This window comes from Aeromicrobium piscarium, from assembly GCF_007421815.1.
Classification (GTDB): Bacteria; Actinomycetota; Actinomycetes; order Propionibacteriales; family Nocardioidaceae; genus Aeromicrobium; species Aeromicrobium piscarium.
The window spans coordinates 19,286-33,341 of sequence record NZ_VLNT01000011.1 but is presented as its reverse complement, the minus strand read 5'-3'; the positions used below and the strand labels follow the sequence as shown (position 1 = coordinate 33,341).

Sequence of the window (14,056 nt, the reverse complement as noted above, 5' to 3'; positions counted from 1 at the left end):
GAGAGACTTGGTCTCTCCCGCCGTCGGCGTCGTAGGAGGCCCTCGTGCTGGATCCGAACTGGGTGTTCCTCAGTGCGGCGCTCGGACTGTTCGGGAGCCTGCGCTACGCGGCCGCGACCGTTGCGGGACGGGTCCGGCCCAATCTGGTGACGTGGTCGCTGTGGGCGGCCGCGCCGCTCATCGCCTTCCTCGCCCAGCTCGACGCCGGGGTCGGCCTGCCCGCCGTGCCGACGCTGTCCGCGGGGCTCGGGCCGCTGGTGGTGGTCGTGGCGAGCCTCGCGGCGCGGCGACACCGCGCCAGCCTCGGTCCCTTCGATCTGGCCTGCGGGGTCACCGCCGCGGTGGCGCTCGGCGTGTGGATCGGTCTCGGGCAGGCGCCCGCGGCCGTCATCATCGCCGTGGTCGCCGACGGTGTGGCGGCCCTGCCGACGATCGTCAAGGCATGGCGCGATCCCTGGTCCGAACAGGCGACCTTCTACGCTCTCGTCGGCGTCGGCGCGGTGATCACCCTGCTGACCATCACGTCCTGGGAGCCGGCCGCGTGGGCCTTCGCCGGCTACATCCTGGGACTATGCACGTTGCTGTGCGCCGTGCTCGTGGCGCGTCGCCGTCACCTGCGCTGAGCCGACTGTGGGTGGCGGCTGGGAGAATCGCGACGTGGACGAACAGCTCGCGATGCTCCAGGTGGAGGCGGCACGCCCTCCTGCCTCGGTCGCCCGCGTCCTGATCGACTCCCCGCTGCCGCATCTGGACCGGCTGTTCGACTATCGGGTGCCCGATGAGCTGGCCGCGGACGCGCGGCAGGGATGCCGCGTCAAGGTGAGATTCGCCGGCAAGCTGACCGACGGCTTCCTGGTCGAGCTCTCCGACTCCACCGAGCACCGGGGCACACTCGCGGCCTTGCACAAGATCGTGTCGCCCGAGCCGGTGCTGCGACCGGAGGTGTTGCGCCTGGCGCGCGCGGTCGCCGAGCGCTATGCCGGGACCGTCACCGATGTCCTTCGGCTCGCCATCCCCCCACGGCACGCTCGCGCCGAGGCGCATCCGGTCGGCGATCCGGTCTCGCCGCCGGACGATCCGGGCTGCGCCGCGTGGTATCCCTATGTCGACGGGCCGGCCTTCGTCGAGGAGTTGGCCGCGGGACGCTCGCCGCGCACGGTGCTCGCGGTCCTGCCACGTCACGAGCCGGAGCGAGCCGTCGCGGAGGCGGTCGCCGCGACGGCCCGCTCGGGGCGAGGCGCGATCATCTGCGTGCCCGATGCCCGAGACGTGGAGCGCTGGGACGCCATCGTCACCGAGGTGCTCGGTCAGGACCGCCATGTCGTGCTGACCGCGGCACAGAAGCCGGCCGCTCGCTATCGCTCCTTCGTCCGTGTCGCACGCGGTGAGGTCTCGATCGTGCTGGGTACCCGTGCCGCAGCCTATGCCCCGGTGCGCGACCTCGGTCTGGTGGCGATGTGGGACGACGGCGACGATCTCTTCGCCGAGCCTCGCGCCCCGTATCCGCACGCTCGCGAGGTCCTGCTGACGCGCGCGGCGCAGCAGGGTGCCGGTGTCCTGCTGGCCTCCTATGCGCGTTCGGTCGAGGCGCAGTCGGTGGTGGAGTCGCGCTGGTGCGCCGACCTCGGTGGCGATCAGGCGGCACGTCGTCGCGAATGGCCGCAGCTGACGGTCACCGACGGCACCGAGACGGGGGCGGCGCCGGTGCGCCTGCCCCGGCAGGTCTTCACGGCGATCCGCGGCAGCGGAGGGCACGTTCTCGTACAGGTTCCTCGGCGCGGCTACCGCAGCTCACTGGCCTGTCAGCGCTGCCGGACACCTGCGCGCTGTCGGCAGTGCGAGGGACCGCTGGCGCAGACGTCCGCCCGGGCACCCGTCGTCTGCCGCTGGTGCGGGACCCAGGACCCGCACTGGCGGTGCCACGAATGCGGCAGCGATCGGCTCCGCGCGCCCGTCGTAGGCCAGCTGCGCACGGCGGAGGAGTTCGCGCAGGCCTTCACGAGTCATCGGGTCGTGACCTCAGGAGGCTCGTCGGTGCTCGACACCGTGGATCCCGCTCCCGACGAACGGACGCTGGTCCTGGCGACACCTGGAGCCGAACCCAGGGTTCCCGGAGGCTACTCGCTGGTGGTGTTGCTGGACACCTGGCTGATGCTCGGCCGTGACGAGGTCCGGGTGGTCGAGGAGGCCCACCGCCGGTGGTTCAACGCCCTGGCGCTCGCCGCCCACCACGGTGAGGCGGTCGCCGTCGGGGACCCGGCGTCTCTCCAGGCGCTCGTGCGTGCCGATCCGATCGGGCTGGCGGTCCGGCAGCTGGCCGAGCGCGCCGAGACCCATCTGCCACCGATCGGGCGTCTGGCCACGATCGATGCTCCCGCCGATGCCCTCGCCGAGTTGGCGCATCGGTCGTGGACCCCGCACACCGAGCTCCTCGGTCCGGTGCCGGTGGACGCCGACCGCGATCGGCTGATCCTGCGCGCCCCTCGCCGCGAGGGTCTCGCGCTCGCCCGTCTCGTCAAGCAGGCGTCCGCGGAGCGCAGCGCCGCCAAGCTCCCCGCCTGGCGGGTCCAGGTCGATCCGATCGATTTCTGAGTCCCTCACGTGGTGGCGGTAGGCCATCAACCTTTCCGGCGTGGTGGCGGTAGGTCGTCAGCGTTTCCGGTGGGTGATGGGTGGACCAGCTACCGCCAGGGGCTGGGGGAGAGGCGACGGCCTAGACTCGATCGACGTGAGAGTCGTCTTCGCCGGAACCCCCGAGACCGCCGTCCCGACACTGCGCGCCCTGCTCGCGAGCCGGCACGAGGTGATCGCCGTGGTGACTCGGCCGGATGCTCGCGTCGGGCGCGGACGACGGCTCGAACCGTCCGCTGTCGCGGTGGCCGCCGAGGAGGCGGGTCTGCCGGTGCTCAAGCCGGTCTCGGCCTCGGATTCGGAGTTCCTCGACGAGCTGAGGTCGTTGAAGCCCGATGTCGGGGCGATCGTCGCCTACGGCGCGCTCCTGCGCCGTGACCTGCTCGACCTGCCCGAGTTCGGCTGGATCAACCTGCACTTCTCCGTGCTGCCCGCCTGGCGTGGCGCCGCGCCGGTTCAGCGGTCGATCATGGCCGGGGACGAGGTCACGGGCGCGACGGTGTTCAGCCTCGTCGAGGAGCTCGACGCCGGCCCGGTGCTGGGCACGATCACCGAGCGCATCCGGCCCGAGGACACGTCGGGCACGCTGCTCGAACGGCTTGCCGACCTCGGGTCCCGGCTGCTGGTCGATGCCGTGGATCACATCGAGGACGGTGATATCGGTGCCATCGCCCAGCCCGAGGACGGGGTCTCGTACGCGGCCAAGCTGAGCACCGAGGATGCCCGCATCCTCTGGGATCGTCCGGCCTTCGCGGTCGACCGTCAGATCCGCGGATGCACCCCGGCGCCCGGTGCCTGGACGACCTACGACGACGCCCGGCTCAAGGTCGGCCCGGTCGAGATCGCCGAGTCCAGCGATCTCGCCCCCGGCGAGGCGCGTATCACCAAGCGAGAGGTGCTCGTCGGCACCGCGACCGAGGACATCCGGCTCGGCCGGGTGCGGCCCCACGGCAAGAAGGAGATGGACGCCGCGGACTGGGGCCGCGGCCTCGGCGGCGCGACGACGGTGAGTCTGCGATGAGCGCGCCGAGAACCGGGATTCGCTCCCCATGCGTCGACCGGAGCGGCTCTTGGTCGACGACATGGGAGCACATCGTGGTACGGGTGGGGGAGCGATGAGTATCGACCCCGTTCGTGCGGTCGCCTACGAGGCGATGCGTGAGGTCGACGACAAGGACGCCTACGTCAACCTGGTCGTGCCGCGGCTGCTCCGCGACCGCGGCGTGACCGGGCGCGACGCGGCCTTCGCGACCGAGCTGGTCAGTGGCACGATCCGGCTGCGCGGCACCTACGATGCCGTCATCGCGACCCTCGCACGGCAGGGACTGGACCGGGTCGACGCGCCCGTCCTGGACGCCCTGCGGCTCGGCGCCCATCAGCTGCTCAGCATGCGGGTGCCCGATCATGCCGCCGTCTCGACCACGGTGGAGCTCGTGCGTCGGCACGTGGGTCACAAGCCGGTGGGCTTCACCAACGCCGTCCTGCGCAAGATCGCCTCGCGCGATCTCGAATCCTGGATCGGTGAGGTGACCCGCGGGCTGGAGGGCGATGAGGCACTGGCCGTCGCCTACTCCCATCCGGTCTGGATCGTGCGGGAGCTGCGGGCGGCCCTACCCGACCCCGCCGAGCTGCCCGCACTTCTCACGGCCGACAACGCCCCGCCCAAGGTCACGCTCGTCGCCCGGCCCGGCCTCATCGATCCCGATGAGCTGCCCGGAACTCCCGGCGCGCTCTCCCCGTACGCCCGCATCCTCGACGCGGGAGGCGTGCCGGGGGACATCGCGGCGGTTCGTGACGGGCGAGCCGGTGTGCAGGACGAGGGCTCTCAGCTCGTGGCCCTCGGGGCGGCCGAGGCCCCGGTCGACGGCCGTGACGAGCGGTGGTTGGACCTGTGCGCCGGTCCCGGCGGCAAGGCGGCGCTCTGGGGCGCTCTGGCCAGACAGCGCGGTGCCGTGGTGGTGGCGAACGAGGTACAGCGACATCGCGCGGACCTGGTCCGTCAGGGGGTTCGCGCTCTCGACAATGTCGAGGTCACGGTCCACGACGGCCGGCACGGACCGTGGGAGCCGGGCAGCTTCGACCGAGTGCTGGTCGACGCGCCGTGCACGGGCCTCGGCGCTTTGCGCCGTCGCCCGGAGTCCCGATGGCGGCGGACGCCGGACGACCTCGCCGATCTGACCCGGTTGCAGCGCGATCTGCTCGACCGCGCTCTTGAGCTCGTCCGTCCCGGCGGCGTGGTCGCGTACGCCACCTGCTCGCCGGTCGTCGCGGAGACGCGAGGCGTGGTCGATGCGGTGGCCCGGGATCGTCCCGATGTGGTGCTGGAGTCGACCCGCCAATGGTGGCCGCATCGCGACGGTACGGATGCCATGTTCCTCGCCCTCCTGCGGCGTCCGGCCTGACCGATCCCCGTCCGTCCGTGAGCGGTGAGTTACGCACCTCTCGTCCCCTTGAGCGGTGAGTGACGCACCTCTCGCGGCACTTGAGGGGTGCGTAGGTCACCGCCCGAACGGTTGAGGGGTGCGTAGGTCACCGCCCGAGCTGGTGGGGCGGGCTGTGATGAGCCCGCCGCCTCGAGTCCTGCCACGACAGGTCACTAGGCTGAGCGCTATGGCCGACGTGCGCATCACCCCCAGCCTGCTCAACGCCGACTTCGCCCGGATCGCCGAGGAGGCGGCCCGGATCCCGAGTGCCGATTTCCTGCACATGGACGTCATGGACAACCACTTCGTGCCCAATCTGACCCTGGGGGCGCCAGTGATCGAGTCGCTCGCCCGCAGCGCCGCGCAGCCGATCGACGCTCATCTGATGATCGAGGATCCCGATCGCTGGGGACCGGCCTTCGTCGAGGCCGGGGCATCGAGTGTGACCTTCCACGTCGAGGCGGCTCACGCGCCCGTCCGCCTCGCGCGAGAGCTGCGGGCGAAGGGGGCCCGGGCGTCGATGGCGCTCAAGCCCACGACGCCGATCGAGCCCTACGCCGATCTGCTGCCCGAGCTGGATATGGTGCTCGTCATGACCGTGGAGCCCGGCTTCGGCGGCCAGAAGTTCCTCGATCTATGTCTGCCCAAGATCCGGCGCACCCGCGAGCTGTTGGACAAGGTCGGCGGCGACATCTGGCTCCAGGTCGATGGGGGAGTCTCCGTCGAGACGATCGAGCGCTGCGCCGAGGCCGGCGCGGACACCTTCGTCGCCGGTTCGGCGGTCTTCGGTGCCGACGACCCCGGTGCGATGGTCGAGACGCTGCGCGCACAGGCCGCCGCCTGCCGCCACTGAGCCGGGCGACCTCCCCCTGGGCAGGTGAGCTATCCCCCACCTCTCCGGTGTCGGTGCGGGGTGACGCGCCGCCCGTGGAGCCGGGTGCGGGATGACCCACCGCCGGCTCAACCGACGAGTGGGTGACCGGTCGTGTCACGAGCCGGGTAGACTGATCCCCATCAGAGCCATGTGCTCGCGTGCCCGGGGTCGGTGAAAGTCCGAGCCGGCGGTGACAGTCCGCGACCCGCGCCCTCCGGGGCCGGTTGACCTGGTGGAACTCCAGGACCGACGGTGAAAGTCCGGATGGGAGGTGCACGCGACGACGGTGAGCCACGTGCTCCGTCGTCGGACCCCGGACGTGCGGGCATCGACCGCGGAAGGGGACCAGTGCCGACCACCGAGCACGAGATCGCCGCCATGCGTCGCGCCCTCGAGGCCGCCCGCGACAATGTCAACGTCCTGCCCAATCCGAGCGTCGGATGTGTGATCCTCGACGATTCCGGACAGGAGCTCGCCCTCGGCCGCACGGCCCGGCCCGGCGGCCCGCACGCTGAGGCCGACGCCCTCGCGCAGCTCGGCGGCATCGCCCAGGGCGCGACGGCCGTCGTCACCCTCGAGCCCTGTGGGCACACCGGCCGTACCGGTCCGTGTGCCCAGGCGCTGATCGACGCCGGTGTCGCCCGCGTCGTGTACGCGATCGACGATCCGCACCCGGCCGCCGGCGGGGGAGCGGCGATGCTCCGCGACGCGGGCGTCCACGTCGAGTCCGGCCTGCTCGCCGACGAGGTGCGCGAGCAGCTCGCTCCGTGGGCCTACCGCTACTGGCACGGCCGGCCGTACGTCACCTGGAAGTACGCGGCCACGCTCGATGGGCTCAGCGCGGCACCGGACGGCACCAGCAAGTGGATCACGAGCCCCGAGGCGCGACGCGACGTACAGCGCTTCCGTGCCGAGTGCGATGCGATCATGGCCGGCACCGGTGCCGTGCTCGCCGACGATCCCCGGCTCTCCGTCCGCGACGAGAACGACCTGCCCTTGCCCTATGAGCGACAGCCCATGCGGATCGTCGTCGGCGAGACCACGATCCCCAACTACTACCGGGTGTTCGACCGGGTCGCTCCGACGCTGCTGATCCAGTCCCGCGAGCCGCGAGACGTGCTCGCCAAGCTGATGGAGAACGACATCCACCACGTGTGGCTGGAAGGTGGTCCACGCCTGGCCGGAGCCTTCTGGAACGAAGGCGTCATCGATCGCGTCATCGGCTACATCGCCCCGGCGATGCTCGGTTCGGGGCGCGCGGCCCTGGAAGGCGAGGCCACCACCCTCGCGGATCTACGGCCGATCGAGATCGACGATCTGCGCACAGTCGGGCCGGATATCCGCATCGTCGGCACACCTGGTCCGCCCCCGCGCGAGGCCATGGGCAAGGGAGAGGGGTACGAGTGATGTTCACCGGTCTGATCGAAGAGGTCGGCGAGGTCGTCGGCGTCCAGGACCAGGGCGATGCCGTCCGGCTCACCGTCCGCGGTCCGGTCGTCACCGACGGCGCCCGGCACGGCGACTCCATCGCCGTCAACGGGGTCTGTCTCACGGTGACCGATCCCACGGCGGACACCTTCACCGCCGACGTGATGCGTGAGTCGCTGGAGCGGTCGTCACTCGGTGATCTGACCGGTGGCTCGCGGGTCAACCTGGAACGCGCCATGCTGCCGACGACGCGTTTCGGCGGGCATGTCGTGCAGGGGCACGTCGACGGGACGGCGCGGCTGCTCGACCGGACGCCCAGCGAGCATTGGGAGTTCCTGCGGTTCACGCTGCCCGAGTCGCTCGCGCGCTATCTGGTCGAGAAGGGCTCCATCACGGTGGACGGCACGTCCCTGACCGTGGTGGAGGTCGCCGACGGTCCCGAGCCCTGGTTCTCCGTCTCGCTGATCCCCACCACCCTCGCCGACACGACGCTGGGGGCCTTGGCTCCCGGCGCCCGTGTGAATCTCGAAGTCGACGTGCTGGCCAAGTACGTCGAGCGACTGCTCGTGAAAGGAGCCGTCCATGGCTGAGTCCACCCGTATCCGCCTCGACTCGATCGAGCGGGCGGTCGCCGACATCGCCGCCGGCAAGGCCATCGTCGTCGTCGACGACGAGAATCGTGAGAACGAGGGCGACATCATCTTCGCCGCCTCGAAGGCCACACCGGAGCTGATGGCCTTCCTCGTCCGGTATTCCAGCGGTCTGATCTGTGCTCCGGTCGTGGGCGAGATCCTCGACCGGCTGGCGATCCCGCTGATGACGCCGCACAACCGCGATCGGCTGCGGACCGCGTACACGGTGTCGATCGACGCGCGCGACGGTGTCACCACCGGCATCTCCGCGGCCGATCGTGCCCGGACCTGCCGGGTGCTGGCGGACTCGGCGACCGAGCCCTTCGAACTCGTTCAGCCCGGTCACATCGTCCCGCTGCGGGCGAAGCCCGGCGGCGTGCTGGAGCGCCCGGGACACACGGAGGCCGCGGTCGATTTCGCGCGGCTCGCAGGGCTCACCGAGGCCGGGGTCATCGGCGAGGTGATGAACGACGACGGCACGCTCAAGCGTCTGCCCGACCTGCGTGCCTTCGCCGACGAGCACGATCTCGCTCTGGTCTCCATCGAGGACCTGCAGATCTACCGGCGACTGCACGAGTCGCAGATCGAGCGGCGCGCCACGACGCGGCTGCCCACCGAGTTCGGCGAGTTCACCGCGTACGGCTTCCGCGACACCATCGACGGCTCGGAGCACATCGCGCTGGTCTACGGCGAGCCGGGAGCCGATGACGTCCTGACCCGGCTGCACTCCGAGTGCCTCACCGGCGATGTCCTCGGCTCCCGGCGCTGTGACTGCGGTCCGCAGCTGCAGGCATCGATGGCCGCGATCACCGCGGCAGGGGCGGGCGTGGTGGTCTATCTGCGCGGACACGAGGGCCGGGGGATCGGCCTACTGCACAAGCTGCAGGCCTATGAGCTGCAGGACCGGGGACGCGACACGGTCGAGGCCAATCTCGAGCTCGGCTTCGGAGAGGACGATCGCGATTACGCGGCCGGCGCACAGATGCTGCGTGAGCTCGGTATCGCCTCCGTACGGCTGCTGACCAATAACCCCGACAAGGCCGTTCAACTGGGACGGTACGGTGTCACGGTGGCGGAACGGCTGCCGATCGCGGTGCGCCCGACCCGTGACAATCTGCGCTACCTGCAGACCAAGGCGGCCCGGATGGGACACGACCTGCCCGACCTGACCGCCTACGACGACGTCGACCTCGATCAAGGAGTTTCACTATGAGCGGGCATGGAGCGCCCTCGCTGAGCACCGACGCCTCGGGGGCCAAGGTGGCGATCGTCGCCTCCAGCTGGCACACCGCCGTCATGGACGGTCTCGTGGCGGGCGCCCAGCTGGCTCTCGCCGATGCGCACGCCAGCGATGTGACCCTCATCCGCACCGCCGGGTCCTTCGAGCTGCCGCTCGTCGCCAAGGCGGCGGCGGAGGCCGAGTACGACGTCGTCATCGCCCTCGGCGTCATCATCCGGGGCGGTACGCCGCACTTCGAGTACGTCTCCTCAGCGGCCACCGACGGCCTGTCGCGCGCGTCCCTGGACACCGGAGTCCCGATCGGTTTCGGCCTGCTCACCTGTGACACCGAGGAGCAGGCCCTCGACCGTGCGGGCCTGGCCGACAGCCGTGAGGACAAGGGCCGCGAGGCCGCCGAGGCCGCGCTCGCGAGCTGGGCGACCCTCGGCTGGCTACGCGGTTGACCGGCCGGCCAGAGCACCCGGATAGACTGACGCGCGATGAAGACGTTCGAGGGCCTGTTCGCCGAGCTGCAGCAGAAGGCCGCTGCGCGCCCTGAGGGCTCGGGCACGGTCGCCGAGATCGATGCCGGGGTCCACTTCATCGGCAAGAAGCTGGTCGAGGAGGCCGCCGAGTCGTGGATGGCGGTCGAGCACGAAGGCCCCGAGCGCGCGGCCGAGGAGCTCAGCCAGCTGCTGTACCACGCGCAGGTGATGATGATCGCCGCCGGCATCTCGCTCGACGACGTCTACGCGCATCTGTGACGGCAGCGGGCCTCGACCACCGAATGCCCCGGGTTCCGCCGCTGCCGTGAACCGAGCCCGATCGGACGAAAGAGTCAGACCATGTTGAAGGTCGCCGTTCCCAACAAGGGGGCCTTGTCTGAGGCCGCCTCCCTCATGCTCACCGAGGCCGGCTATCGCCAGCGTCGCAATGCCAAGGACCTCGTCACCGTCGATCACGACAACCAGGTGGAGTTCTTCTATCTGCGTCCTCGCGATATCGCCATCTACGTCGGCGAGGGGACGCTCGATGTCGGTATCACCGGGCGTGACCTCCTGCTGGACTCGGGCGCGCAGGCCGAGGAGATCATGACCCTCGGCTTCGGGGCCTCGACCTTCCGCTTCGCGGCGCCGGCCGGGACGCTGGCGGCGGAGAGCGAGCTCGCGGGCCGGCGCATCGCGACGTCCTATCCGGGCATCGTCCGCCCGCATCTCGAGCGGCTGGGCATCGAGTCCGATGTCGTACGGCTCGACGGCGCGGTGGAGACCTCGATCCGACTCGGCGTCGCGGATGCGATCGCCGATGTCGTCGAGACCGGCACCACCTTGCGCCAGGCAGGACTCGAGGTGTTCGGAGAGCCGATCCTTCGCTCGGAGGCCGTCGTCGTCACGCGGGGCAATGGCACCGATCCCGACGGGTTGGAGGTGTTCCGCCGCCGGCTGGAGAGCGTGATCGTGGCGCGGACCTACGTGATGATGGACTACGACATCAGCACGGACCGGGTCGAGGACGCTGTGCGTCTGACCCCCGGCATCGAGTCGCCGACGGTGTCACCGCTCCATCGCGAGGGCTGGGCCGCCGTGCGGTCGATGGTGCCACGTGAGACCGCTCAGCGGGTGATGGACGATCTGTTCGCGATCGGTGCTCGCGGCATCCTCGTCACCGACATCCTGGCGTGCCGGATCTGATGTCCGAGGTGCGCAGGTTCCGCCCGGTGGCGGTGGCGATCGTCATGTGGATGTCGACCGCCGTCCTCGTGGTGATGATGGTCGTGGTCGGCAACGCCATTCCCGAGGACTACCGCTTCAGCGTGCTGCAGGCACTGACCCTGTGGGGTTTCATCGGCGTCATCGCTCTCTTGGCCTTCGCCGTCACGTGGAGCAATGTGCGGGCCGATGCCGAGGGACTGACCGTCGTCAACGGGTTCCGGCGGCACCGCTTCGCGTGGTCGCAGATCGCTGCGATCTCGATGCGCGATGGTGCGCCCTGGCCGACACTCGTCACCCAGGAGGACCGACGCGTCATCCTCTTCGCGATTCAGGGCAGTGACGGCGATTCTGCCCGCGAGGCGGTCCGCTGGCTGCAGGGGCAGATCTCATGAGCGAGCGGGAACATGAGCGCTCCCTGGCCGAGCCGGCCTTCCCCGGCGACGACGGGCAGATCGACCCCTTGCTGGCCGAGGTGGCCGATGGTGAGCTCGTCGATGTGTTGAGCCGCTACGGCGCCGCGCGGGTCTTCGTGCCGGTGGTGGCGGTGCTCACCTCCGATCCGCAGACCGCGCTCACCGAGGGCGACAAGGGCGCCGACATGGCCGCGGTGCTGATGACCGGGGCCGACGGTCGCCAGGCGCTGCTCACATTCACCAGCGTCGCGGCGATGCAGCGCTGGAACCCGCAGGCCAGGCCTGTCCCGGTCTACGGACGCGATGCCGCCCGCTCGGCACGCTCCGAGGGCGCCGCCGCGCTCCTGGTCGACCTCGGATCACCGGGGTTCCGCGTCATCGAGACCGAAGACCTGGAGCACATCGCCGCCGAGCACGTCCTGGTCCGCACCGCGACCGGGACGGCCTGGGTCAGCCCAGGTCAGTGATCACCGGTCGACGGCCCGCAGGGCACGCTCGACGGCGTCGAGCGCCTTCGGCACCGAACGCTGGTTGACGAGCCCTTCCAGGGCGTGCGCCGTCACCTCGACCCGATCCCGCAGCCAGACCAGCTGGACCACCGCGGTGTTCATGTTCAGCCAGCCGGTTCCCATCAGGCCGATCACCGCGGCATCCTCCGCCGAGGGGAGCTCCTGCCGCAGGAGCCGCCGCACGGCCTCCAGCGCCTCGGGTGAGCGAGGAACCGGCACCGTCCTGGTCTGGCCGAGCACGCGGGTGAACATCCGTGCTCCGAGCCGCCCGCCGGTCCGCCCACCGCTCGATCCGCCGCGTGCACCGGCCGCGCCGCCGAGCGCACCGCCGACGGCTGAGCCGCCGATCGCGCCGCCGACGGCACCCCCGGCGGCCCCGGCCTCGCCATTGCTGTCGATGAGGATCTCGCGCACGCGATCGGCGGTCAGCAGAGGCGATGGATGGTCCCGTCGAGGCTGAGAGCTCATGGCACCATGATGGCGGCGGAGGCGAGCGTTACGTCCCGGCGGCCCCGATTTCCTCGGGAACAAGAGAGCTGCTACGATGGTTGATCGAAGTGGAGGTCACCTCCCACCTGCCTGGTCCCCGGACCTTGAGGTTCTGCGCATGGCGTACACGTGTCGTCATGCGTCCGGAGCGGTAACGCACGCTCCGCTGGTGGCCTTCGTTTCGCGGAGGCCATTTTTCATGTCCTCCCTCCACGACCCACAGGAGGACCCATCAGCAACGAGCTGCGCGTCAACGAGCGGATTCGCGTTCCCGAAGTACGCCTCGTCGGACCGAGTGGTGAGCAAGTCGGCATCGTCCGTATCGAGGATGCCCTGCGCCTGGCCGCCGAGGCCGACCTCGACCTCGTCGAGGTGGCCCCCCAGGCACGCCCGCCGGTCGCCCGTCTCATGGACTACGGCAAGTTCAAGTACGAGGCGGCGCAGAAGGCCCGCGAGTCCCGGCGCAACCAGACGAACACGATCATCAAGGAGATGAAGCTCCGACCGAAGATCGATCAGCACGACTACGACACCAAGAAGGGTCACGTCGTGCGGTTCCTCAAGGCCGGAGACAAGGTCAAGATCACGATCATGTTCCGTGGCCGTGAGCAGCACCGCCCCGAGCTCGGCTTCCGCCTGTTGCAGAAGCTCGCCGAGGATGTGCAGGATCTCGGCTTCATCGAGTCGAACGCCCGCCAGGACGGTCGCAATATGACGATGGTGCTCGGCCCTCACAAGAAGAAGTCCGAAGCGCAGGCGGAGGTCCGGGCCGAGAAGGAACAGACCACCGCGCAGCGAGCCGCGGATGCCGAGGCGGAGGCGGAGGCCGAGAAGGCCCACCGCGAAGCCCACCAGCAGAACGCGACGCCGAAGAAGCCCCGGCGTCGCTCGGAGAACCTCGACCCAGACATGGAGGCATAACATGCCGAAGTTCAAGCCCCACTCGGGCATGAAGAAGCGCGTCAAGACCACGGGCAAGGGCAAGCTGCGTCGCCAGCAGGCCAACCGCTACCACCTGGCGGAGCACAAGCCCTCGTCGCGGATGCGTCGCCTCGACGGCACCACCGGCGTGTCCAAGGCCGACACCAAGCAGGTCAAGAAGCTGCTCGGGCTCTAAGGGGTTCCGCCGGCAGGGGAGGCTACTGTGCGCCGCCCCGTGGGCGCTCCGCTACGTTGCAGCCTCTCGAAAGGCGTCCGAGTCTGCCAGCGAGCCTGCGCCTTGCGGAGCATCCCACGGCTGCGACGCTCGCAACGCCACCCCCACCAGCGGAACCTCTAAGCCCCGTCCGCGACACCAGAACTTTCTAAGGAGACACCTATGGCACGCGTCAAGCGTTCCGTGAACGCCCAGAAGAAGCGCCGCGAGGTCCTCGATCGCGCATCGGGCTACCGTGGTCAGCGTTCGCGCCTGTACCGCAAGGCCAAGGAGCAGGTCACCCACTCGCTGGTCTACTCCTACAACGACCGCCGCGCCAAGAAGGGCGACTTCCGTCGGCTCTGGATCCAGCGCATCAACGCCGCCGCGCGTGCGCAGGGTCTGACGTACAACCGCTTCATCCAGGGCCTCAAGGCCGCCGAGGTCGAGGTCGACCGCAAGATCCTCGCCGATCTGGCCGTCAACGACATCGACGCGTTCAACGCCCTCGTCGAGGTGGCCAAGGCCAACCTGCCCGAGGATGTCAACGCGCCCAAGGCCGATTCCGCGGCCTGAGCCGGACCCGACGAC

At 70.1% G+C, this 14,056-nt stretch carries 17 protein-coding genes and 1 riboswitch; of the genes, 16 read left to right on the top strand and 1 reads right to left on the bottom strand.

All coding sequences use genetic code 11. From position 1 onward, the window contains the following. Nucleotides 1-44 precede the first annotated feature (44 nt). From FNM00_RS13200 to FNM00_RS13140, 13 genes are all read left to right on the top strand, one after another. A complete protein-coding gene (locus FNM00_RS13200) occupies nt 45-623 on the top strand; it encodes a hypothetical protein (protein WP_143914012.1) in 579 nt (192 codons plus the stop codon). A gap of 34 nt (nt 624-657) precedes the next feature. After that, nucleotides 658-2,592, top strand: a complete 1,935-nt coding sequence (locus FNM00_RS13195; protein WP_246065180.1) for a primosomal protein N' family DNA-binding protein — start codon at nt 658-660, stop codon at nt 2,590-2,592. Between the two features lie 136 nt (nt 2,593-2,728). Beyond that, nucleotides 2,729-3,652: a methionyl-tRNA formyltransferase gene (gene fmt / locus FNM00_RS13190; protein WP_143914011.1), complete on the top strand. Its 924-nt coding sequence runs from the start codon at nt 2,729-2,731 to the stop codon at nt 3,650-3,652. A 94-nt stretch (nt 3,653-3,746) separates the two neighbouring features. Then, nucleotides 3,747-5,033 carry an RsmB/NOP family class I SAM-dependent RNA methyltransferase gene (locus FNM00_RS13185; protein WP_221933725.1) on the top strand — a complete coding sequence of 429 codons (1,287 nt, stop codon included), beginning with the start codon at nt 3,747-3,749 and terminating at the stop codon, nt 5,031-5,033. Nucleotides 5,034-5,241: 208 nt separating this feature from the next. After that, nucleotides 5,242-5,907 (top strand): ribulose-phosphate 3-epimerase, encoded by a 666-nt coding sequence (gene rpe, locus FNM00_RS13180; protein WP_143914010.1) that lies wholly within the window; start codon nt 5,242-5,244, stop codon nt 5,905-5,907. 174 nt (nt 5,908-6,081) lie between these two features. Beyond that, nucleotides 6,082-6,208, top strand: a riboswitch (FMN riboswitch). A 98-nt stretch (nt 6,209-6,306) separates the two neighbouring features. Further along, a complete protein-coding gene (gene ribD / locus FNM00_RS13175; RefSeq protein ID WP_143914073.1) occupies nt 6,307-7,335 on the top strand; it encodes a bifunctional diaminohydroxyphosphoribosylaminopyrimidine deaminase/5-amino-6-(5-phosphoribosylamino)uracil reductase RibD in 1,029 nt (342 codons plus the stop codon). Next, nucleotides 7,335-7,946, top strand: a complete 612-nt coding sequence (locus FNM00_RS13170) for a riboflavin synthase (protein ID WP_143914009.1) — start codon at nt 7,335-7,337, stop codon at nt 7,944-7,946. The genes ribD and FNM00_RS13170 overlap by 1 nt, the downstream gene beginning before the upstream one ends. After that, nucleotides 7,939-9,201 (top strand): bifunctional 3,4-dihydroxy-2-butanone-4-phosphate synthase/GTP cyclohydrolase II, encoded by a 1,263-nt coding sequence (locus tag FNM00_RS13165; protein WP_143914008.1) that lies wholly within the window; start codon nt 7,939-7,941, stop codon nt 9,199-9,201. The genes FNM00_RS13170 and FNM00_RS13165 overlap by 8 nt, the downstream gene beginning before the upstream one ends. Continuing rightward, complete coding sequence (gene ribH, locus FNM00_RS13160; protein WP_143914007.1) at nt 9,198-9,671, top strand: 6,7-dimethyl-8-ribityllumazine synthase; 474 nt, start codon at nt 9,198-9,200, stop codon at nt 9,669-9,671. The genes FNM00_RS13165 and ribH overlap by 4 nt, the downstream gene beginning before the upstream one ends. Nucleotides 9,672-9,707: 36 nt before the next feature. Then, a complete protein-coding gene (locus FNM00_RS13155; RefSeq protein ID WP_143914006.1) occupies nt 9,708-9,971 on the top strand; it encodes a phosphoribosyl-ATP diphosphatase in 264 nt (87 codons plus the stop codon). A gap of 81 nt (nt 9,972-10,052) precedes the next feature. After that, complete coding sequence (hisG, locus tag FNM00_RS13150) at nt 10,053-10,898, top strand: ATP phosphoribosyltransferase (RefSeq protein ID WP_143914005.1); 846 nt, start codon at nt 10,053-10,055, stop codon at nt 10,896-10,898. Between the two features lie 8 nt (nt 10,899-10,906). Beyond that, nucleotides 10,907-11,311: a PH domain-containing protein gene (locus FNM00_RS13145; protein ID WP_185973145.1), complete on the top strand. Its 405-nt coding sequence runs from the start codon at nt 10,907-10,909 to the stop codon at nt 11,309-11,311. Further along, entirely contained in the window at nt 11,308-11,799 is a 492-nt protein-coding gene (locus FNM00_RS13140) for an SseB family protein (RefSeq protein ID WP_143914003.1), read from the top strand. The genes FNM00_RS13145 and FNM00_RS13140 overlap by 4 nt, the downstream gene beginning before the upstream one ends. On the opposite strand, the gene FNM00_RS13135 is transcribed toward FNM00_RS13140, so the two are convergent. Continuing rightward, on the bottom strand, nt 11,800-12,309 hold the full coding sequence (locus tag FNM00_RS13135; RefSeq protein ID WP_143914002.1) for a hypothetical protein: 510 nt from the start codon (nt 12,307-12,309) through the stop codon (nt 11,800-11,802). It abuts the gene before it with no gap. 150 nt (nt 12,310-12,459) lie between these two features. On the opposite strand from FNM00_RS13135, the gene infC reads away from it, so the two are divergent. The 3 genes from infC (at nt 12,460) to rplT (ending at nt 14,041) form a co-directional block, all read left to right on the top strand. Beyond that, a complete protein-coding gene (gene infC / locus FNM00_RS13130) occupies nt 12,460-13,251 on the top strand; it encodes a translation initiation factor IF-3 (protein WP_307837291.1) in 792 nt (263 codons plus the stop codon). Nucleotide 13,252: 1 nt separating this feature from the next. Further along, nucleotides 13,253-13,447: a 50S ribosomal protein L35 gene (gene rpmI, locus FNM00_RS13125; protein WP_087623863.1), complete on the top strand. Its 195-nt coding sequence runs from the start codon at nt 13,253-13,255 to the stop codon at nt 13,445-13,447. A gap of 201 nt (nt 13,448-13,648) precedes the next feature. Beyond that, nucleotides 13,649-14,041 (top strand): 50S ribosomal protein L20, encoded by a 393-nt coding sequence (rplT, locus tag FNM00_RS13120; RefSeq protein ID WP_087623864.1) that lies wholly within the window; start codon nt 13,649-13,651, stop codon nt 14,039-14,041. The last annotated feature ends 15 nt before the right edge of the window (nt 14,042-14,056 follow it).

Excerpts from the sequence above, each read along its gene's own strand:
- FNM00_RS13185 (WP_221933725.1), top strand. The coding sequence starts at position 3,747 with ATGAGTATCGACCCCGTTCGTGCGGTCGCCTACGAGGCGATGCGTGAG.
- rpe (WP_143914010.1), top strand. The coding sequence starts at position 5,242 with ATGGCCGACGTGCGCATCACCCCCAGCCTGCTCAACGCCGACTTCGCC.
- ribD (WP_143914073.1), top strand. The coding sequence starts at position 6,307 with ATGCGTCGCGCCCTCGAGGCCGCCCGCGACAATGTCAACGTCCTGCCC.
- FNM00_RS13170 (WP_143914009.1), top strand. The coding sequence starts at position 7,335 with ATGTTCACCGGTCTGATCGAAGAGGTCGGCGAGGTCGTCGGCGTCCAG.
- FNM00_RS13165 (WP_143914008.1), top strand. The coding sequence starts at position 7,939 with ATGGCTGAGTCCACCCGTATCCGCCTCGACTCGATCGAGCGGGCGGTC.
- ribH (WP_143914007.1), top strand. The coding sequence starts at position 9,198 with ATGAGCGGGCATGGAGCGCCCTCGCTGAGCACCGACGCCTCGGGGGCC.
- FNM00_RS13155 (WP_143914006.1), top strand. The coding sequence starts at position 9,708 with ATGAAGACGTTCGAGGGCCTGTTCGCCGAGCTGCAGCAGAAGGCCGCT.
- hisG (WP_143914005.1), top strand. The coding sequence starts at position 10,053 with ATGTTGAAGGTCGCCGTTCCCAACAAGGGGGCCTTGTCTGAGGCCGCC.
- FNM00_RS13140 (WP_143914003.1), top strand. The coding sequence starts at position 11,308 with ATGAGCGAGCGGGAACATGAGCGCTCCCTGGCCGAGCCGGCCTTCCCC.
- FNM00_RS13135 (WP_143914002.1), bottom strand. The coding sequence starts at position 12,309 with ATGAGCTCTCAGCCTCGACGGGACCATCCATCGCCTCTGCTGACCGCC.
- rpmI (WP_087623863.1), top strand. The coding sequence starts at position 13,253 with ATGCCGAAGTTCAAGCCCCACTCGGGCATGAAGAAGCGCGTCAAGACC.
- rplT (WP_087623864.1), top strand. The coding sequence starts at position 13,649 with ATGGCACGCGTCAAGCGTTCCGTGAACGCCCAGAAGAAGCGCCGCGAG.